Annotated in this window: 16 protein-coding genes; 14 read left to right on the top strand and 2 right to left on the bottom strand. The window is 66.7% G+C overall.

The window, feature by feature from the left end; all coding sequences use genetic code 11:
- From DI041_RS21330 to DI041_RS15375, 6 genes are all read left to right on the top strand, one after another.
- On the top strand, window positions 1-189 hold a 189-nt coding region (locus DI041_RS21330), incomplete at its 5' end, for a hypothetical protein (protein WP_211195543.1).
- A gap of 376 nt (window positions 190-565) precedes the next feature.
- Complete coding sequence (locus DI041_RS15355; protein ID WP_136639347.1) at window positions 566-1,741, top strand: phosphoglycerate kinase; 1,176 nt, start codon at window positions 566-568, stop codon at window positions 1,739-1,741.
- Window positions 1,738-2,391 carry an HAD hydrolase-like protein gene (locus DI041_RS15360; protein WP_136639346.1) on the top strand — a complete coding sequence of 218 codons (654 nt, stop codon included), beginning with the start codon at window positions 1,738-1,740 and terminating at the stop codon, window positions 2,389-2,391. Before DI041_RS15355 ends, DI041_RS15360 begins: the two co-directional genes overlap by 4 nt.
- 180 nt (window positions 2,392-2,571) lie before the next feature.
- The gene (gene pyk / locus DI041_RS15365) at window positions 2,572-4,038 is read left to right on the top strand and encodes a pyruvate kinase (protein WP_006388586.1); all 1,467 of its coding nucleotides are present in this window, start codon (window positions 2,572-2,574) and stop codon (window positions 4,036-4,038) included.
- Window positions 4,039-4,202: 164 nt separating this feature from the next.
- Window positions 4,203-5,207 carry a class I fructose-bisphosphate aldolase gene (locus DI041_RS15370; RefSeq protein WP_006388532.1) on the top strand — a complete coding sequence of 335 codons (1,005 nt, stop codon included), beginning with the start codon at window positions 4,203-4,205 and terminating at the stop codon, window positions 5,205-5,207.
- A 129-nt stretch (window positions 5,208-5,336) separates the two neighbouring features.
- Window positions 5,337-6,482 (top strand): iron-sulfur cluster assembly protein, encoded by a 1,146-nt coding sequence (locus DI041_RS15375; RefSeq protein ID WP_136639345.1) that lies wholly within the window; start codon window positions 5,337-5,339, stop codon window positions 6,480-6,482.
- Window positions 6,483-6,599: 117 nt separating this feature from the next.
- On the opposite strand, the gene DI041_RS15380 is transcribed toward DI041_RS15375, so the two are convergent.
- Both DI041_RS15380 and cysK read right to left on the bottom strand, forming a co-directional pair.
- A complete protein-coding gene (locus tag DI041_RS15380) occupies window positions 6,600-7,199 on the bottom strand; it encodes an O-acetyl-ADP-ribose deacetylase (protein ID WP_006388480.1) in 600 nt (199 codons plus the stop codon).
- A gap of 275 nt (window positions 7,200-7,474) precedes the next feature.
- A complete protein-coding gene (gene cysK, locus DI041_RS15385) occupies window positions 7,475-8,434 on the bottom strand; it encodes a cysteine synthase A (protein WP_012511957.1) in 960 nt (319 codons plus the stop codon).
- 207 nt (window positions 8,435-8,641) lie between these two features.
- On the opposite strand from cysK, the gene DI041_RS15390 reads away from it, so the two are divergent.
- The 8 genes from DI041_RS15390 to DI041_RS15435 all read left to right on the top strand — a co-directional run bounded on the left by DI041_RS15390 (window position 8,642) and on the right by DI041_RS15435 (window position 20,399).
- Window positions 8,642-9,625 carry a LysR family transcriptional regulator gene (locus DI041_RS15390; protein ID WP_012511956.1) on the top strand — a complete coding sequence of 328 codons (984 nt, stop codon included), beginning with the start codon at window positions 8,642-8,644 and terminating at the stop codon, window positions 9,623-9,625.
- Between the two features lie 572 nt (window positions 9,626-10,197).
- Window positions 10,198-10,605 (top strand): DUF2946 domain-containing protein, encoded by a 408-nt coding sequence (locus DI041_RS15405; protein WP_136639344.1) that lies wholly within the window; start codon window positions 10,198-10,200, stop codon window positions 10,603-10,605.
- A 72-nt stretch (window positions 10,606-10,677) separates the two neighbouring features.
- Entirely contained in the window at window positions 10,678-12,741 is a 2,064-nt protein-coding gene (locus DI041_RS15410; protein WP_136639343.1) for a TonB-dependent copper receptor, read from the top strand.
- 304 nt (window positions 12,742-13,045) lie between these two features.
- Window positions 13,046-14,152, top strand: a complete 1,107-nt coding sequence (locus tag DI041_RS15415; RefSeq protein ID WP_046985475.1) for an efflux RND transporter periplasmic adaptor subunit — start codon at window positions 13,046-13,048, stop codon at window positions 14,150-14,152.
- Window positions 14,149-17,274 carry an efflux RND transporter permease subunit gene (locus tag DI041_RS15420; RefSeq protein ID WP_046985474.1) on the top strand — a complete coding sequence of 1,042 codons (3,126 nt, stop codon included), beginning with the start codon at window positions 14,149-14,151 and terminating at the stop codon, window positions 17,272-17,274. Before DI041_RS15415 ends, DI041_RS15420 begins: the two co-directional genes overlap by 4 nt.
- A 16-nt stretch (window positions 17,275-17,290) precedes the next feature.
- Complete coding sequence (locus DI041_RS15425) at window positions 17,291-17,863, top strand: GNAT family N-acetyltransferase (protein ID WP_136639349.1); 573 nt, start codon at window positions 17,291-17,293, stop codon at window positions 17,861-17,863.
- 189 nt (window positions 17,864-18,052) lie between these two features.
- On the top strand, window positions 18,053-19,570 hold the full coding sequence (locus DI041_RS15430; RefSeq protein ID WP_136639342.1) for an alanine/glycine:cation symporter family protein: 1,518 nt from the start codon (window positions 18,053-18,055) through the stop codon (window positions 19,568-19,570).
- Window positions 19,563-20,399 carry a TrmH family RNA methyltransferase gene (locus DI041_RS15435; RefSeq protein WP_136639341.1) on the top strand — a complete coding sequence of 279 codons (837 nt, stop codon included), beginning with the start codon at window positions 19,563-19,565 and terminating at the stop codon, window positions 20,397-20,399. The genes DI041_RS15430 and DI041_RS15435 overlap by 8 nt, the downstream gene beginning before the upstream one ends.
- The last annotated feature ends 80 nt before the right edge of the window (window positions 20,400-20,479 follow it).

A 20,479-nucleotide genomic window follows, 5' to 3' on the forward strand; every position in this document is an offset into this window, starting at 1 on the left:
ACCTCTGACAGTTTCCGTGTGCGTCCACCCACGGAAGAGAAAGAAGAAGAGCAAGAGCGGAAGCGGGTCGCTTCGCTCGACGGCCATTTGGGTCAGATCCGTTTTCCACAGGAAAACGGATCTGACCCCTTCTTTTTCCAACCGACATCAGAAACCGCTTCTGCTTTTGCCATCCGCTCCGCCTCATGAACCTTTCGAGGCCAGGGTGGTGTGGGCTGGCAGGGGTGTGAGCGGCATGGGCCCGAGGCATGCCTCGGGCGGGTTGGGCAGGACGCCCAACCCCGGTCTTGCCGTGTGCACAGGACAGCGCACAGGAGCAAGCGGCGACCAAGCCCCCATGGATGGGTTTACGGCGTCGCCTGCCAGCCCACACCACCCCGGCTCATCCACAGCACCACGAAGCGCCAGCGCTTTGGCTTCGGCCGTTGCTGTTGCTGTTGCTGTCGCTGTTGCTGTCGCCCTGCGCTTCTGCCTGCCGCAGGCATCGGCCCTCCCACCACCCGCACCCGATACAATGGCCGTCTGCCGTAGCCCGGCATCCCGTCCCTGAGCCAAAGAGTTGCCCATGTCCATCGTCCGCATGACCGACCTCGACCTCTCCGGCAAGCGCGTGCTGATCCGCCAGGATCTGAACGTGCCGATCGAGAATGGCCGCATCACCTCCGAACAGCGCATCACCGCTTCGCTGCCGACGCTCAAGCGCGCGCTGGAGCAGGGCGCGGCGGTGATGGTCACCTCGCACCTGGGGCGCCCGAAGGAAGGCGTGTGGAGCGAAGCAGATTCGCTGGCGCCGGTGGCCCAGCGCCTGTCCGAGCTGCTCGGTCGCGAGGTTCCACTGGTGCGCGACTGGGTCGACGGCGTCGAGGTGCAGCCGGGTCAGCTGGTGCTGCTGGAAAACTGCCGCATGAATGTCGGCGAGGCCAAGGACGATGAAGCCCTGTCGAAGAAGTATGCCGCGCTGTGCGACGTGTTCGTGATGGATGCCTTCGGTACCGCGCACCGCGCCCAGGCCTCAACCCATGGCGTCATCCGCTTCGCACCGGTCGCGGCCGGTGGCCCGCTGCTGATGGCCGAGCTGGATGCGCTGGCACAGGCGCTGGACGCCCCGGCCAAGCCGCTGCTGGCGATCGTCGCTGGCAGCAAGGTCAGCACCAAGCTGGAACTGCTGGCCAGCCTGGTTGGCAAGGTCGATCAGCTGATCGTCGGTGGCGGCATCGCCAATACCTTCATCGCCGCCGCTGGCTACAACGTCGGCAAGTCGCTGTATGAGCCGGACCTGCTGGACACCGCGAAGAAGATCGTCGCCGATGCCAAGGCCCGTGGTGCGGACATCCCGCTGCCGGTCGACGTGGTCACCGCCAAGCAGTTCCTGCCCGACGCCGTGGCTGAAGTGAAGGCGGTCGACGCCGTCGCCGAAGACGACCTGATCCTGGACATCGGCCCGCAGACCGCTGCGCAGTATGCGCAGCTGATCGAAAACGCCGGCACCGTGGTCTGGAACGGTCCGGTTGGCGTGTTCGAGTTCGAGGCCTTCAGCAAGGGCACCGAAGCGCTGGCTCGCGCCATCGCCAGCTCCAACGCGTTCTCCATCGCCGGCGGTGGCGACACCCTGGCTGCGGTCGACAAGTTCGATATCGCCGCGCAGGTCAGCTACATCTCCACCGGCGGTGGTGCGTTCCTGGAGTTCCTGGAAGGCAAGACCCTGCCGGCCGTGGCCGCACTCGACGCGCGCGGCGCATGAATGCCGACCACGGCAGGGATGTGCTGTTCTTCGACCTCGACGGCACGCTGATCGATTCGCAGGTGGGCATCACCGCCTGCATCGCCTACGCGCTGCAGAAGATGGACCATCCGGTGCCGCCGCAGGACACCCTGCTGGGCTGGATCGGTCCTTCGTTGCGGACCACCTTCGCGCCGCTGTTCGTCGAACCGGCGCGGGTGGAACAAGCCGTGGGCTACTACCGTGAACGTTTCGATGCCGAAGGCTGGCGCGAGCACACGGTGTATCCGCAGGTGGAAGACACGCTGCGCACGCTGCACGGTCGTGGCCACCGCCTGGCGGTGGTCACCGCCAAGAACGAGCCGCACGCGCGCCGCATCCTTGCCCACCTGCCGTTCGGCGGGTTGTTCGAGGAGATTGTCGGCTCGACCCTGGACGGCTCGCGCAGCCACAAGCCGGAACTGGTCGGCGAAGCGCTGCGCCGGTTGCAGGTACAGCCGGCGCAATGCTGGATGATCGGCGACCGCCGCATGGACATCGAAGGTGCGCGTCACCACGGCCTGCGCAGTATCGGTGTGCTGTGGGGCTTCGGTGGCGAGCAGGAGCTGACCGAAGCCGGCGCCGGGCAACTGGCACGCGAACCGGCGCAGTTGGAAACGCTGCTGGCGTGATGCGCCTTTGATCGGTAGCGCCGGGCCCTGCCCGGCGCTACCACGACCCTGCGCCAGCGTATGTCCGGCCGATGTCCGTTCGATGACCCGCGAAGTCAGGCAGCGCAAGGCTGTAACCGTATACATGCGGCGTGAAGGATGTGCTAATTTCCGTTCTTTATCGGGAGAGGCCCATTCACCATGTTCGAGCGTCAGCGTCGCACCAAGATCCTTGCCACCCTCGGCCCGGCCACTGATCCGCCGGGCGTGCTGGAGGATCTGTTCCGCGCCGGCGTCAACGTGGTGCGGCTGAACTTCAGCCACGGTGATCCGTCCGGCCAGGCCAAGCGTGCCGCCGAAGTGCGTGCGGCTGCGGCCCGCGTCGGCGTGGAAGTGGGCATCCTGGCCGACCTGCCGGGCCCGAAGATCCGCATCGAGCGTTTCGCCGAAGGCAAGGTGCAGCTGAAGGCGGGCGACCGTTTCGACCTGATCGCCAGCACCAATGCCGGCCCCGGTGATGCGACCCAGGTCGGCGTCAGCTACCTCGGCCTGCCGCAGGATGTCGGCCCGGGTGATGTCCTGCTGCTCGACGATGGCCTGATGCAGCTTCAGGTAGTCGAAGTGGAAGGCGAGCGCATCATCAACACCGTGCTCAACGACGGCGCGCTGTCTGATCGCAAGGGGTTGAACAAGCAGGGCGGCGGCCTGTCGCTGGGTGCGCTGACCGAGCGCGACAAGGAGCTGATCGGCATCGTCGCCAAGATCGGCGTCGACTTCATCGCCGTGTCGTTCTGCCGCAATGCGCAGGACATGAATGACGCGCGCGAGATCGCTGAATCGCACGGCTGCTACGCCGCACTGGTGTCGAAGATCGAGCGCACCGAGGCCATCGAAAACCTCGAAGAGATCGTCGAGGCCAGTGACGTGGTGATGGTTGCGCGCGGTGACCTCGGTGTGGAAATCGGCGATGCCGAACTGCCGGGCCTGCAGAAGAAGATCATCAAGGCCTCGCTGGCGCAGAACAAGGTGGTCATCACCGCTACGCAGATGCTGCAGTCGATGGTCGAAAGCCCGATCCCGACCCGCGCCGAAGTGCTGGACGTGGCCAACTCGGTCATCGACGGCACCGACGCGGTCATGCTGTCGGCCGAAACCGCTGCCGGTGCCTACCCGGTCAAGGCCGTGGAAGCGATGGCGCGGATCTGCCTGGGTGCCGAGCGCCAGTTCCAGACCGAGACCGACTTCAATGCCTCGCCGCGCAACCTGGAACGTGCCGACCAGGCCATTGCCATGGCCACCATGTTCCTGTCCCAGCACGTGGGCGTGCGCGCGATCGTGGCGATGACCGAATCCGGTGGCACCGCCCGCTATCTGTCGCGTTTCCGTGCCAAGGCGCCGGTGTTCGCGGTCACCCGCCATGACGGCGCCCGCCGGCAGATGGCGCTGATGCGCGATGTGTATCCGATCAACTTCGACAGCCGTGGCCTGACCCCGCGCGAAGCCGCGCGCGGCAGCATCCGCCTGCTGGTTGAAGCCGATCTGCTGCAGGCCGGTGACCGCGTGGTGTTCACCAGCGGCGAGCACATGGAAACCCTGGGGGCGACCAACACCCTGCGCCTGCTGGAAGTGGGCGAAGACGGCCGTGCCAGCGGTCTGGGCGACCTGTAAACCCTGGAGCCCGGGTCAGTTCCCCGAAGGGGCTCTGACCCGGCGCAACAGGACATCGCCTGTCCTGTGCGGACATTGGAATCGTTTCCAGCCTGGCCTCCACGGCGAGGCAACGGGTAGCGGGGCTATACTTACGTTTTTCCCGCACCCGCCACAGGAAGTACATGAGCATCGAACAGCTGGCTGAAACCGCCCAGGCCATGGTTGCCCCGGGCAAGGGCATCATCGCGATCGACGAATCCACCGCTACCATCGCCAAGCGTTTCGCCGGCGTCGGTATCGAGAACACCGAGGAGAACCGTCGTGCCTATCGCGAACTGCTGCTGACCACGCCCAAGCTCAACGAGCATATTTCCGGCGCCATCCTGTATGACGAAACCATCCGTCAGTCGACCAAGGACGGCGTGCCGTTCGCCAAGTACATGGCCGACCACGGCATGATTCCGGGCATCAAGGTGGACAAGGGTGCGCACCCGCTGGCCGGCTGCCCGGGCGAGCTGGTGACCGAAGGCCTGGACGGCCTGCGCGAGCGCCTGCAGGAGTACTACAAGCTGGGCGCGCGCTTCGCCAAGTGGCGTGCGGTGATCAACATCGGCGAGAGCATTCCGTCGGGTACCTGCATCGAGTCCAACGCCCACGCGCTGGCCCGCTACGCAGCGCTGTGCCAGGAATGCGGCCTGGTGCCGATGGTCGAGCCGGAAGTGATCATGGACGGCGACCACGACATCGAGACCTGCTACGAAGTCACCGAAGCGACCCTGCGTTCGCTGTTCGATGCGCTGTACCAGCAGAACGTGCTGCTGGAAGGCACCATCCTGAAGGCCTCGATGGTCATCTCCGGCAAGAACTGCGATGAGCAGGCCGACGTCGAGGAAGTGGCCGAGTCGACCGTGATGTGCCTGAAGAGCACCGTGCCGGCGATCCTGCCGGGCGTGGTGTTCCTGTCCGGTGGCCAGAGCGACGAGCAGTCCACCGCTCACCTCAACGCCATGAACCAGATGGGCAACCTGCCGTGGCCGCTGAGCTTCTCCTACGGCCGCGCGATGCAGCAGGCTGCGCTGAAGCTGTGGGCCAAGGACATGAAGGGCAACTACGCTGCTGCCCAGAAGACCGTGTACGAGCGCGCCAAGGACAATGGCCTGGCCGCGCTGGGCAAGTGGAACGGTTGATCCGTCCCATCGCAGGATGAACAGGGCAACGCCGGCATCACGCCGGCGTTTGCTTTTGCGGGTATCTTTTCCGCCCCCACGCACCGGGCCGGTGTGCGGGACATACATGGAAGGCCAAGGAGAAAAAACATGCGTTTGGCAGCAATCACAGTGGCCGTTGCCACGGTCCTGATCGCCGGCGGTTGCAACCGCATCGGTGGCGGTGGTGACGCAGGCAAGGCCGCGTCTCTCGATTTCGACAAGCCGGTGTCCGGCGAAATCACCTCGCGCAGCGGCATCAACTTCAACGACGGCAGCCACCACCAGCTGTACCAGATCAAGCTGGAAGACAAGGACCTGGTCGGTCTGAAGTTGACCGGTGCACTGACCGGTTCGATCGCCGTGTTCAACAACGGCAGCCTGGTATCCACCAGCAATACCGGCTACGAACGCGAAGGCGACGTCTCGCTGGCCTTCCGTGCAAACGGTGGCGGCACCTACCAGGTGGCGGTCAACGCCGATGGCCCGAGCGCCTTCGGTCCGTATCGCCTGCGCGCCGAGAAGCTGAAGCCGTATGACGGCAAGCCGCTGGTGGGTAGCGGCGAGATCGCCGACATGCTGGCCGGCAGCTCGCAGGACTACACCCTGCAGGTGGAGAAGGCAGGCCTGTACGAGATCCGCCTGGTGTCGGATGTGTTCGACCCGGTGCTGAAGCTGTCGGGCCAGGGCGTTGAGGCCGAGAATGATGATGGCAACGACAGCACCAACTCGCGCCTGACCCTGTCGCTGAAGCCGGGCAAGTACACCTTGACCGCGCGCGGTCTGGGCGACGGTGTCAATGGCATGTTTACCCTGTCTGCCAATCGCATCGAACTGCCGGGCAATCTGGTTGAACGCGATGGCACCGCCCTGCCGAAGTCGGGCAGTGTGTACACCATGCTCGACAACGATGGCCGCCGTCGTTTCCTGCTGACCCTGGACCGCCCGGCCGACGTGCGCCTGGATGCGATCTCCAGCCAGGTCGATACCGTGCTGCGCGTGGTCGGCGGTGATGTCGAGCTGACCGACGACGACGGTGGCAACGGTACCAATTCGCGCCTGGAGGAGACCTTGCCGGCCGGTCACTACACCATTGACGTGTCCAGCCTCAATAATGGCGCGGGCATGGTGGAAGTGCGCGTGCAGGTGGAGGGTGCCAGCGCCGACGGTGCTGCCGCCTCGGCCGCGCGTGCCGCTGCGGACGCTGCTGCCGCAGTGGCCGATGATGCCGCCGCAGTGGATGCCGCCAGCCGCTGACATCGCTCCATGCGGTGCATGGATGGGTAGATCCAAGCGACGCGTGGATGGAAGCAGTCGCACAACAGAAAAGGCCGGGCATCGCCCGGCCTTTTCTGTTCCAACCACGTCAGCCGTTCAATGCGCGGCTGCAAATCCGGTATCGCCCAATGGCGGCAGCATCGAGCTGCGCGGCTCGTTGTCCGCGTTCTGTCCGGCAGCGGTCAGCGCCTGCTGGTAAGCCTTGGCGGTAGCGGTATTGAACGCCACCAGCACGATGCGCATCGGCTGTGCATGGCTGCGCTGCCATGCCAGCGTTTCGGTCACTGCGATCTGCGCGGCCTGGTACAGCGGGTAGCCGTACACGCCGCAGCTGATCGCCGGGAAAGCGATCGATGTCACTCCCAGCGATTCGGCCAGCTGCAGGGATTTCCAGTAGCAGTTGGCCAGCAGCGCCGGTTCGTCGCGTTGACCGTCGTGCCAGACCGGGCCGACCGTATGCAGCACATGCCGCGCAGGTAACGCATGGGCGTCGGTGGCACGCACTTCGCCGGTCGGGCAGCGCACACCGGGCCGCAGTTCCGGCAGCTGTTCGCATTCGGCCAGCAGCGCTGGGCCTGCGGCGCGATGGATCGCACCGTCGACACCGCCACCGCCGAGCAGTGTTTCATTGGCCGCGTTGACGATCGCATCCACCGCCAGGGTCGTGATGTCGCCCTGCCAAACTTCGATCTTCATGCGCCCGTCTCCTGCCTGTGAGGTGTTCCGCGCAGCATCTGCGCCGGCTGTTCCCAAGGTAGGGCACAGGGCATTGATACTGCGTCATGACCGTCTCACGCGCTGCGATCCGGCGGCCTTCACGCACGATGGCGGGTGGCGCCTTCACGCAGGCTGAAGCAGAAAGGGGTCAGAGCCTTTTTCCGCACGGAAAATGCTCTGACCCCTGCGATCCATAGTTCTGGCAAACCGGGTCAGAGCCCTTTCCCTGCAGGAAAGGGATCCGACCCGATGCATCACGGCAGGCCGGCCAACCAGTCGTCGTCGGAACCTTCGTTCACATCGGCAAATAGCGGCGTGGAGAAGTAGCGTTCGCCGGTGTCCGGCAGCATCGCCAGGATCACCGAGCCCGGTTCGGCGCGCGCGGCGACATCCAGCGCGCTGGCGACAGTGGCGCCAGCGGAGATGCCAACGAAGATGCCTTCCTCCGCCGCCAGGCGGCGGGCGGTGGCGATCGCGCGGTCATCTTCCACCGTCACCAGTTCATCCACCACATCACGGTTGAGTACATCGGGCACGAAGTCCGGGGTCCAGCCCTGGATCTTGTGCGGCTTCCAGTCATCGCCCTTCAGCAGCGCGGCACCGGCCGGTTCGGTGGCGATGATGCGCGTCTGCGGGCGCGCGACCTTCAGTACTTCGCCCACGCCGGTGAGCGTGCCGCCGGTGCCCCAGCCACTGACGAAGTAGTCCAGTCGCTTGCCGGCGAAATCGCGCAGGATCTCGGCGGCGGTGGTGTTGCGGTGGTAGGCCGGGTTGGCCGGGTTGGCGAACTGGCTGGCCAGGAACCAGCCGTGCTGCTCGGCCAGTTCGGCCGCCTTGCGTACCATGCCGCTGCCGCGCTCGGCGGCCGGGGTCAGGATCACCTTGGCGCCATACGCGCGCATCAGCTTGCGCCGTTCCACCGAGAACGTTTCGACCATGGTCGCCACGAACTTATAGCCGCGCGCGGCGGCGACCATCGCCAGTGCCACGCCGGTGTTGCCCGAGGTGGCCTCGACGATGGTGTCGCCCGGCTTGAGCAGGCCACGCGCTTCGGCGTCGAGAATGATCGCCAGTGCCAGGCGGTCCTTCACTGAGCCGCCCGGGTTGAACGACTCGACCTTGGCGTAGAGGCTGACCTGCGGCGGAGCCAGGCGCTGCAGCTTGACGATGGGGGTGTTGCCGACGGTGTCGAGGATGGAGTCGTACAGGGCCATGGAAGCGCTCCGGAGAGGGGCCGCGCCGGGCTTCGGCGGGCGAAGGGGGAGGGCTGGCTGTTGAGGCCAGCGGCTGCCGGCTGACCGTAGCGCCGGCATATGACGCCCGGAAATGACCAGATACCTTTCTTAAACAACCTTTGGTTATAAGCTGGTGACGGCAATTGACCCTAGAGTGGACCTCCGCCCCCACATCGCCCGCCTGCCATGACGCTGACCCAGCTGCGCTATCTGGTTGCCATCGCCGACGCCGAGCTGAACATCACGCTGGCCGCCTCGCGCGTGCATGCCACTCAGCCCGGCCTGTCCAAGCAGCTCAAGCAGCTGGAAGACGAGCTGGGTTTCCTGCTGTTCGTGCGCAAGGGCCGCAGCCTGGAGTCGGTCACCCCGGCCGGCACCGAGGTCATCGCCCGCGCCCGCTCGGTGCTGGCCGAGGCCAACAACATCCGCACTTACGCGGCCAACCAGCGCCGCGAGAGTCAGGGCCAGCTGATCCTGACCACCACCCACACCCAGGCGCGCTTCGTGCTGCCGCCGGCGGTGGCGGCGATCAAGCAGGCGTATCCGCAGGTGAGCGTGCATCTGCAACAGGCCGGTGAAGCCGATGCACTTGATCGCTTGAACCAGGGCGATGCCGACATTGCGATCATCAGCACCGCCGGCAGCGAGCCCACCGATGGCATTGCGGTGCCGCTGTTCCGCTGGCGGCGCCTGGTGGTGGTGCCCAAGGGCCACCCGCTGGACCGCGCAGGCCGCACCCCGGACCTGGCCGCGCTGGCCCGGCAGCCGCTGATCAGCTACGAATCATCGACTCGGCCGAATTCCTCGCTGCAGCGTGCCTTCGCCGCCAACGGCCTGGTGCCGGATCTGGCGTTGACCGCGCTCGATGCTGATCTGATCAAGACCTACGTGCGCACCGGACTGGGCGTGGGGTTGCTGGCGGAGATGGCGGTCAGTTCCAACGACGAAGACCTGAAGGCGTGGCCGGCGCCGGCACCGATTGCCGAGTGCATCGCCTGGGCGGTGCTGCCGCGCGACCGGGTGCTGCGCGATTACGCGTTGGAGCTGGTGCATGTGCTGGCACCGCAGATCGATCCGCGCGACCTGCGCAGGGTGCTGGATGGCAACCAGGCGGCGGCGTGGCCGGTACCACCGACGTGGGAGTCGCTGACCCAGACCATCACGGTCTGAGGCTGGTCGAGCAGGGCTGCGCCCTGCACCTGCTGCAAACCGGAGCAACAGCAACAGCAACGTCAAAAGCTCGCTATCCGTGGGATGGCGGGGCGGTGTCGGACTGCGGGGACGCCGTGAACCCGTCCCTGGGGGCCTGGCCGCGGCATCCATGCCGCGGACACCCCGCACTCCGACACCGCCCCACCTCTGACAGATTCCGATGGCTGTTGGTAGGTGTCGACCTTGGTCGACACGGTAGATCCACGCCATGCGTGGATGGAAACTGTCAGATATCGAAATACATGTGGGGTCAGATCCGTTCCAACAGACCGCAGGAATCTGTCGAAGGCGGGGTGGGTCCGGTTGCGGGGGCGTGAGCGCCATGGATGGCGCGACCGAGCCTCCATGGACGGATTTACGGCGTCCCCCGCAACCGGACCCACCCCGCCATCCCTCAGGAAACCAGCTTCTGCTGTTGCTTCGGCACCTGCCGTGGCCTCTGCGGGTGCAGGGCGCAGCCCTGCCGACAAACCCCCTCCTGCGACGGTTCGTCGCACGGGCAACCCTGGACCCCGCTCTACACTAGCGGGGTGACCCGCCTGTCCCGCCCGCAGCGCCTTCTGCTCCAGCTCGCCATCCTGGCGACGCTGCTGATGGTGCTTGCGCCACTGGTCAGCCGCGCGCTGCAGGCACAGCCGATGGACCACGCCGCCATGGGCCATGACATGCACGCCATGGCCATGGCCGGGCACGATCGGCACGGCGCTACGCCTGCAGCGCCCAGCCGTCCGGCCGACCCCCACGCCATGCATGGCGAAGCCTGCGAATACTGCGTGCTGGCGATGCGCCTGCTGCCGTGGCTGGCCGTGCTGGTGCTGCTGTTGCCGCTGTTGTGGCGGCCGCAGCTGGCGTTCCCATGGTCGCAGCAGGTGCTGCCGGCGCTGCGGTGGCCGGCACATGCCGCGCGTGGGCCGCCGCGCTTCTCCATCGTTCGCTGATGTCCCTATCGAATCCGCCGCACGACGCCTGACCGGGCGCCGTGCGCGCGTGCGTACTTTGGAGCTGTTCCGATGAAAATGACTTCCCGCCCTGCGGGCGCCTGCGCGCGCCTGCCGGTTGCCCTTGGCCTGGCCGTGGCCGCATCACTGGCACACGCCGCGCCTGCCGACGAGGCGCGCACTCTCGACACCCTGGTGGTGACCGCCGCTGCACCGTCCTCGCCGCTGCATTGGGTGACCGATCCGCGCCTGCCGCGGCAGCCGGTGCCCGCCAGCGACGGTGCTGATTACCTGAAAACCGTCCCCGGCTTCGCCGCCATCCGCAACGGTGGCACCAATGGCGACCCGGTGCTGCGCGGCATGTTCGGTTCGCGGCTGAACATCCTCAGCAACGATGGCAACCTGATCGGTGCCTGCCCGTCGCGCATGGACAATCCGCTGTCCTACATCGCGCCGGAGAGCTTCGACCGGTTGACCATCATCAAGGGCCCGCAGAGCGTGCGCTGGGGCGCGGGCGCCTCGGCCGGCACCGTGCGTTTCGAGCGCGATACGCCGCGCTTCGATGAGCCGGGCCTGCGTGCCGATGCCAGTGCGCTGGTCGGTTCGCGCAACCGCAACGACCAGGTGCTGGACCTGACCCTGGGCAATCCGACCGGTTACGTGCGTGCGAGCGGCAACCGTTCCGAAGCCGATGACTACAAGGATGGCAATGGCGACGTGGTGCCGTCGAAGTGGCGCAAGTGGAACGGCGACGTGGCCATCGGCTGGACGCCGGATGCCGACACGCTGCTGGAAATCTCCGCCGGTGCCGGTGATGCGATCGCGCGCTACGCGGGCCGTGGCATGGACGGTGCCGCGTTCGAGCGCACCAGCTACGCGGCGCGCTTCGAGAAGCGCAACCTGCCGGGTGCGTGGGACACGCTGCAGGCCAACGTGTACTACAACAATGCCGACCACGTGATGGACAACTACACGCTGCGCACGCCGAACCCGCACAGCATGATGCCGATGCCGATGGCCTCGAACGTGGACCGCCGTACCCAGGGCGGGCGGGTCAGTTCCGAATGGCGCTGGCAGGATGTGCAGCTGGTGGCCGGTGTGGATGGCGAGGACAGTCGTCACCGCGGCCGCATGGGCATGGGCCGCGACACCTACCGCCAGGCGGCGTGGGAGACCGATGCCAACTTCCGCCGCTACGGTGCCTTCACCGAACTCACCCTCGGCGCCGGCACCGACCAGCGCTGGATCAGCGGGCTTCGCATCGATCGCGCCAGCGTCCGCGATGAGCGGCAATCGGTGCGCGGGATGATGGGCAACCGGCCGAATCCGACCGCTGGCCTGCAGCGCAAGGAATGGCTGGGCAGTGGTTTCCTGCGCTACGAGCAGGATCTGGCCGACGGCTTGACCTGGTACGCAGGCCTCGGCCACAGCGAGCGCATGCCTGACTACTGGGAGCTGTTCTCGCCCAACCAGGGACCGGCCGGCACGGTGAATGCATTCAGCGGCGTGCAGCCCGAGCGCACCACCCAGCTTGATGTGGGCATGCAGTACAAGGGCCCGCGCGTGCAGGCCTGGCTCTCGGCGTACGCCGGTCAGATCCAGGACTACATCCTGTTCACCTACCACGGCAGCGGGATGATGGGCATGAGCCAGGCCCGCAACGTCGATGCCCGCATTGCCGGGGCCGAGGCGGGCGTGGAAGTGGCGCTGGCCGAACAGTGGAAGCTGGGCGGCACGCTGGCCTATGCCTGGGGCGAGAACCGCGACCAGCAGCGACCGCTGCCGCAGATGCCGCCGCTGGAGGCGCGCCTGAGTGCGAACTGGGAAGGCCAGCGCTGGAGTGCTGGTGCGCTGCTGCGTGCGGTGACCCACCAGCACCGTGTCGCCGATGGCCAGGGCAACGTGGTCGCCCAGGACCTGGGACCGAGCGCCGGCTTCGCCACCTTCGCGCTCAATGCGGCTTACCGCTTCAGCTCGCAGCTGCAGCTCAGCGCGGGTGTCGACAACCTGTTTGATCGCACCTACAGCGAGCACCTGAACCTGGCCGGCAGCGCCGACTTCGGCTTCCCGGCCGACCCGGTACGCATCAACGAGCCGGGCCGCAGCGTGTGGATGAAGGTGAACTACCGGTATTGATCCGCCGGGCATGGCCCGGCGCTACCGTCACGCGCCGGGCAAAAAAAAAACGGGGCCGGATCCCCGCCAGGATCCGTCCCCGCCCGACGCCCTCTGTCGGGCAGCTTCGACTCTACGATGGCAACGTCGGTAATGGGTCGCTGGATACACCCCGACACAAGCCGACACCGCCAACACCAGCCTTGCACGGAACCGGTTGAAGGCGCTAGCGCGGTGCCGGTTCCACGCCGGTAAACGCTTGGCACATACCGCTTTTGCGGGCCCTTGCCTACACTCGGCGGCCGTGGATCAATCAGGACCGTTCATGTTGGCTCGTATCGCTTCGACCCTGGCCTTCGGCCTCAGCCTGGCCGTGCTGGCCGGGTGCGCAGGCAAACAGGAGGCTGCCGCACGTCGGCAGGGCGAAGCAGTGCCGGTCACCGCGCAGGTCGTGCAGCCCACGCAGTGGAACGACACCCTGCAGGCGCTGGGCACGGCCAAGGCGCGCGAATCGATCAGCGTCACCGCCAAGGTCAGCGAAATCGTCGAGAAGGTGCACTTCGAGAGCGGCCAGCACATCGCCGCCGGTGCGCCGATCGTGACCCTGCGCGGGCAGGCCCAGGAAGCGGCACTGGTGCAGGCCCAGGCCACCTTCCACGAGGCCGACCAGCTGTACAGGCGCCAGCGCGAGCTGGCCACGCAGCGGCTGGTATCCAGTGCCACGCTGGATACGCAGAAGTCGATCCGCGATGCCGCCGAAGCGCGCGTGGCGCAGATGCAGTCGGACATCGGTGACCGCCGTGTGCGTGCGCCGTTTGCCGGCGTGCTCGGCATCCGCCAGGTCAGCCCGGGCACGCTGCTGACGCCGACCACGGTGATCGCCACGCTTGACGACATCGAACACATGCATATCGATTTCCAGGTGCCGGAAGTGGAACTGGCCGCACTCGGCGTCGGCGACAAGGTCAGTGCATCCAGCGTGGCCTGGCCGGGCCGCACCTTCGAAGGCGTGGTCAGTACCATCGATGCACGCATCGATCCGGCGACCCGTGCAGTGACCGTGCGCGCCGACTTCGCCAACAGCGACCACGCGCTGCGTCCGGGCATGCTGCTGGACGTACGCCTGTTCCATCCCGAACGGCCGGCGCTGGTGGTTCCGGAAATCGCGGTGGTGCAGGTCGGCCGCGATACCTTCGTGTATCGCATCAAAAGCGACGACAGCGTCGAGCGCGTGGATGTGGTCACCGGTGCGCGCCGTGCCGGCGTGGTCGAGATCAAGCAGGGCCTGGAAGCGGGCCAGCGAATCGTGGTCGATGGCACCGGCAAGCTGCGCCCGGGACTGAAGGTAGCCGCCAAGGACGCAGCACCGGCGAGCGGCGCCAAGCCGGCTGACGCGCCGGCGGCGGTGGTCGCCGAGGGCCACGGCGGATGAAGCTGTCCGACACCTCCATCCAGCGGCCGGTGTTCGCCGTGGTGATGAGCCTGCTGCTGCTGGTGCTGGGCGTGATGTCCTTCACCCGCCTGACCCTGCGTGAGCTGCCTGCCATCGATCCGCCGATCGTTTCGGTGTCGGTGGATTACACCGGTGCCTCGGCGGCGGTCATCGAAAGCCGCATCACCCAGGTGCTGGAAGACGCGCTGGCCGGTATCGAAGGCATCGATACGATCAACGCGCGCAGCACCAATGGCCGCTCGCAGGTCAGCATCGAATTCACCTCCAACCGCGATATCGAGGCCGCAGCCAACGACGTGCGTGATGCGGTCAGCCGCGTTGCCGACCGCATGCCGGAAGAAGCGCGCCCGCCGGAAATCGCCAAGGTCGAAAGCGATGCCGACCCGATCATCTGGTTCAACATGGTCTCCTCGACCATGGACACGCTGGAACTGAGCGACTACGCCGACCGCTACGTGGTCGACCGTTTCTCCAGCCTCGACGGCGTGGCCCAGGTCCGCATCGGCGGCCGCCAGCGCTATGCGATGCGCATCTGGCTGGACCGTGACCAGCTGGCCGCGCGCGGGCTGACCACCGGCGACGTGGAAACCGCGCTGCGCAACGAGAACGTGGAACTGCCGGCCGGCCGTATCGAATCGACCGACCGCGACTTCACCCTGCGCGTGGAGCGCAACTACATCAAGCCCGAAGACTTCGCGACCATCCCGCTGGGCAAGGGCCGCGACGGCTACGTGGTGCGCATGGGCGACGTGGCGAAGATCGAGCTGGCTTCGGCCGAGCGTCGCGCCTACTACCGCAGCAACGGTGAACCGGGCATCGGCCTGGGCATCGTCAAGACCTCCACCGCCAACTCGCTGGATGTGGCACGCACCGCGCGCGCTGAGGCGGAGCGGGTCGCGCTGACGCTGCCCAAGGGCACGCAGATTTTCGTTGCCTTCGACAACACCACCTTCATCGAAGCCGCAGTGGACCGTGTTTACGCCACGCTGGTGGAAGCGATGATCCTGGTGCTGGCGGTGATCTGGCTGTTCCTCGGCAGCTTCCGTGCTGCACTGATTCCGGCAGTGACGGTGCCGGTGTGCCTGGTCGCCGCCTTCATCGCGCTGTATGCGTTCGACTTCTCGATCAACCTGCTGACCCTGCTGGCGCTGGTGCTGTGCATCGGCCTGGTGGTGGACGACGCGATCGTGGTGGTGGAGAACGTGCAGCGCCGCATCGATCTGGGTGAACCGCCGTTGGTGGCGTCCAAACGCGGTACCGCGCAGGTGGCGTTCGCGGTGATCGCCACCACGGCCGTGCTGGTGGCGGTGTTCCTGCCGGTCGGTTTCCTTGAGGGCAACACGGGACGGCTGTTCCGTGAACTGGCAGTGGCGCTGGCTGCGGCAGTGGCATTGTCCGCGTTCGTGGCGCTGACGCTGACGCCGATGATGGCCTCCAAGCTGCTCAAGCCCCATACCGGGCAGGCGCCGCGTGGCCTGCATGGTTTCATCAACCGCAACCTGGAGCGCCTGGCCGGGGCCTATGGGCGGGTGCTCGACCACCACGTCGATCGCACCTGGATCTACCTGCTGGTGATGGTGGCTGCACTGGCCGCCAGCTGGGGCCTGCTCAAGCTGCTGCCATCGGAACTGGCACCGGCCGAAGACCGCGGTTCGTTCCAGATCATGATCGACGGCCCGGAAGGTGCCGGCTACGACTACACCGTGCAGCAGGTGCAGCAGGTGGAAGCGATGCTGGCACCGCATGTCGGCCCTGACAAACCGATCGTGCGCGCCAACCCGCGCGTGCCGGGTGGCTGGGGCGCCAGCGAGGAAATGCACACCGGCCGCGTCAGCATCTTCCTGCAGCCGTGGCGCCAGCGTAGCGAGGGCACGCCGGAAGTGGCCAATGAGCTGCAGAAGGAACTGGACACCATCCGCGGCGTGCGCGTACGTACGCAGGTGGGCGGTGGCCTGGTGCGCAGCGGCGGCCAGCCGTTCCAGATCGTGCTGGGCGGCCCGGAATACGCCGAGATCGCGCAGTGGCGCGACCGCATCCTGCTGCGCATGGCCGACAACCCCGGCCTGGTCGGCCCAGACTCGGACTACAAGGAAACCCGCCCGCAGATGCGGGTCAACATCGACCGCCAGCGTGCGGCCGATCTGGGCGTGCCGGTCACCGCGATTGGTTCGGCACTGGAAACCATGATGGGCTCGCGCCGCGTCACCACCTTCGTCGACAACGGCGAAGAGTACGACGTGCTGGTCCAGGCCGGCCGCGACGGGCGTGCCAGCCCGGCCGACCTTGCCGCGATCCGTGTGCGTGCCACCTCCGGCGAACTGGTGCCGCTGTCCAACCTTGTCACGCTGAGCGAAGTGGCCGAGGCCGGCACCCTGAACCGCTTCAACCGCCTGCGCTCGATCACCATCAATGCCGGCCTGGCGCCGGGTTATCCGCTGGGCGAGGCGATTGCCTGGGCGCAGCAGGTCACGCGCGAGGAGCTGCCACAGTATGCGCAGGTGAATTGGAAGGGCGAATCGCGCGAGTACCAGAGTGCTGGTGGTGCAGTGCTGCTGACCTTCGCGATGGCGCTGCTGGTGGTGTACCTGGTGCTGGCCGCGCAGTTCGAGAGCTTCATCCACCCGCTGACCATCATGCTGACCGTGCCGCTGGGTGTGCTCGGTGCGCTGGTTGGCCTGTGGGTCAGCGGTGGCACGGTGAACCTGTTCAGCCAGATCGGCATCGTCATGCTGGTCGGCCTGGCGGCGAAGAACGGCATCCTGATCGTCGAATTCGCCAACCAGCTGCGCGACGACGGGAGAACCGTACGCGAGGCGATCATCGAATCGGCGATGGTGCGCCTGCGCCCGATCCTGATGACCTCGATCGCCACCGTGGTCGGTGCGGTCCCGCTGGTGGTGGCCGGTGGTCCCGGTTCGGCCAGCCGTGGCACCATCGGCATCGTGATCATCTTCGGCGTGACCCTCTCGACGTTCCTGTCGCTGTTCGTGGTGCCGGCGTTCTACGCGCGGCTGGCGCCATACACGCGCTCGCCGGAAGCGGTGAAGCGCGAGCTGGAGAAGCAGGAAGCGGAGTCGCCGTCGGTGGGTGGACATGCCTGACCTGACCACCAACGGGATGGCTGGCGGGGTCGGATCCCTTTCCCAAAGGGAAAGGGCTCTGACCCCACACCTGCAGGGCGAGGGCTTCCTCCTGCGCCCTTGGCGCAATGAAGACCTCGAATCGCTGCTGCGCCATGCCAACGATGCCGAGGTATCGCGGGGTCTGCGTGATCGTTTCCCGTACCCGTACACGCGCGAAGATGGCGAGGCTTTCCTGGCTGGCCGCGTGCTGGCACCGGGCACGCTCAACCTGGCCATCGAGATCGACGGCCAGGCCTGCGGGAGCGTCGGTGCCCAGCAGGGCATCGCCGAGCGTGGTCACATGGCGGAACTGGGCTACTGGCTGGGCCAGTCCTACTGGGGCCAGGGCCTGATGACCCGGGTGGTCGGCCTGTTCGCACCGTGGGTGATGGACGAACTGCGCCTGTTCAGGCTGCAGGCCGGGGTGGTCGACTTCAACCTCGGTTCGGCCCGGGTGCTGGAAAAGAACGGCTTCCAGGAAGAGGGCGTGGACCGCTGCGCGGTCTACAAGCGCGGCGTGCTGCACGACCTGCGCCGCTTCGCCCGGGTGCGCACGCAGCTTCCGTAACCGGCCGCCGGGCACGGCCCGGCGCTAACGTGGGGGGGCACGGTCATTGCCGGTAGCGCCGGGCCATGCCCGGCGGAGAACACGCCCCCACATCCGGCGCTATCGCAGCGACCTTCGATCAGGGAGAATCGACCGGTCCCTTCCAGCCGACGGGACGTCCTCACAACCCGCCGACTGGAGAGAGCGCGCGTGGAAGCTACCGTACATTTCATCAACAGCATCATCTGGAGCAAGGCGCTGATCTTCATGTGCCTGGCCGCCGGCCTGTTCTTCAGCCTGCGCACCCGCTTCATGCAGATCCGTGGTTTCGTCGAGATGTGCCGCCTGACCGTGTCCGGCGAGAAGTCCGAGGCCGGCGTGTCTTCCTTCCAGGCGCTGGCCATGTCGATGGCCGGGCGCATGGGCATCGGCAACATCGCCGGCGTGGCCACCGCCATCGCCTTTGGCGGACCCGGCGCCATCTTCTGGATGTGGGTCATGGGCTTCCTCGGCGCCTCCACCTCGTACGTGGAATGCACGCTGGCGCAGATCTACAAGACCAAGGACGCCGAAGGCCGCTACCGCGGCGGCCCGGCCTACTACATTGAAAAGGCCATGGGCCTGAAGTGGTATGCCATGGCCTTCGCCATCGCCACGATCATCGCAGCCGGTTTCCTGATGCCGGGCGTGCAGGCCAATGCCATCGCCGACAGCGTCATCAATGCCTGTCGCGGTACCGCGCTGTGCGGCCCGCTCGATGGCCAGGCCTTCGGCATGGAATCGGTGCAGGCGCTGAAGCTGGGCATCGGCATCGTGGTCGCCCTGTTGCTGGGCGTGGTGATCTTCGGCGGCGTCAAGCGCATCGCCAACTTCGCCGAAGTGGTGGTGCCGTTCATGGCCGCCGGCTTCATCCTGATGGCCATCGTCATCATGATCATCAACTACGACCGCGTGCCGGAAATGTTCGGCATCATCTTCAAGAGTGCTTTCGGTACCCATGCTGCATTCGGCGCGATGATGGGCCTGGCGGTGGAGTGGGGCATCAAGCGTGGTATCTACGCCAACGAGGCCGGCCAGGGCTCGGGCCCGCATGCGGCCGCTGCGTCCGAGGTCTCGCACCCGGCCAAGCAGGGCTACGTGCAGGCGTTCGCCATCTACTTCGACACCATGATGGTGTGCACCGCCACCGCATTCCTGATCCTGGCCAGCGGCACCTACAACGTGTACTCGCCGGTGCCGGGTGGCGCGCCGATCTTCCAGGGCCTGGCCGGCATTCCGGAAGGCGCGGGCTATGCGCAGGCCGGCGTGGAAGCGGTGCTGCCGGGCTGGGGCTCGGCCTTCGTGTCGGTGGCGATCTTCTTCTTCGCCTTCACCACCATCATGGCCTATTACTACATGGCCGAAACCAACCTGACCTACGTCAACCACAACAAGCGCCGGCCGCTCACCGTGCTGCTGCTGCGCCTGGGCATCATCGGCATGGTGGTGTTCGGTGCCTTCCACAACGCCACCCTGGCCTGGGCGCTGGGTGATATCGGCGTGGGCCTGATGGCCTGGCTGAACATCATCGCCATCCTCATCATCCAGAAGCCGGCCATGCTGGCCCTGCGCGATTACGAGCGGCAGAAGAAGCTGGGCCTGGATCCGATTTTCGACCCCGATGCCCTGGGCATCAAGAACGCCGATTTCTGGCGTCAACGCAAGCTGGAGTTGTCCCGTAGTGAATGATCCCTGGAAGAATGCCCGCCGCCCGTCGTCGCGACCGCCGCGGGCCACCCCGCTGCCACCGCGTGAGGGCGGCACCCCGCCACCGCCGGGGCGTGGCAATGACGAACTGCGCCTGTATGGCTGGAACGCCGTGCAGGCCCTGTTCGACAAGCGCCCGCAGGCGCTGCGCAAGCTGTACCTGGTGGAATCGCTGATTCCGCGCATGCAGCCGGTGCTGAAGTGGTGCGTGGCCAACCGCGTGGGCTATCGCGTGGTGGAGGAGGGCGACCTCAACAAGCTGGCTGCCACCACCCATCACGAAGGCCTGGTGGCCGACGTGCTGCGTGCGCCGGTGCTGGCGCTGGACGCATGGCTGGCGACGCTGCCGGCTGATGCACCGGCGCTGGCGTTGTGGCTGGACGGTGTCGGCAATCCCCACAACTTCGGCGCGATCCTGCGCTCGGCCGCGCACTTCGGCGTCAAGGCGCTGCTGCTGCCGGCCGGCAGCACGCTGGCGCTGTCCGGCGCCGCAGCACGCGTTGCCGAAGGTGGCGCCGAATCGGTGCCGCTGGTGCAGTTGCCGGACAACGCACAGGCGATGGCGCAGCTGCGAGCGGCCGGTTTCGGGCTGGCAGCAACCCTGGTCAAGGGCGGTGAGGACGTGTTCCGCGCATCGCTGCCGGCACGACTGGTCTACGTGATGGGTGCCGAAGGCGAAGGCATGGACCGCAGCCTTGCCAGCGAATGCGACCTGCAGGTCTCGATTCCCGGCAGCGGCGCGGTGGAGAGCCTGAACGTGGCCTCGGCCACGGCCGTGCTGCTGGCTCAGTGGGTCAGTCGCCGCGATTGAACCTCTGCGCGGGGTCAGATCCCTCGCCACGGCGAGGGCTCTGACCCCGTCCGGTTCCCAATGCAGGATCTGCCGTGGTG

Source organism: Stenotrophomonas maltophilia, from assembly GCF_004920835.1.
GTDB classification, from domain to species: Bacteria; Pseudomonadota; Gammaproteobacteria; order Xanthomonadales; family Xanthomonadaceae; genus Stenotrophomonas; species Stenotrophomonas maltophilia_AQ.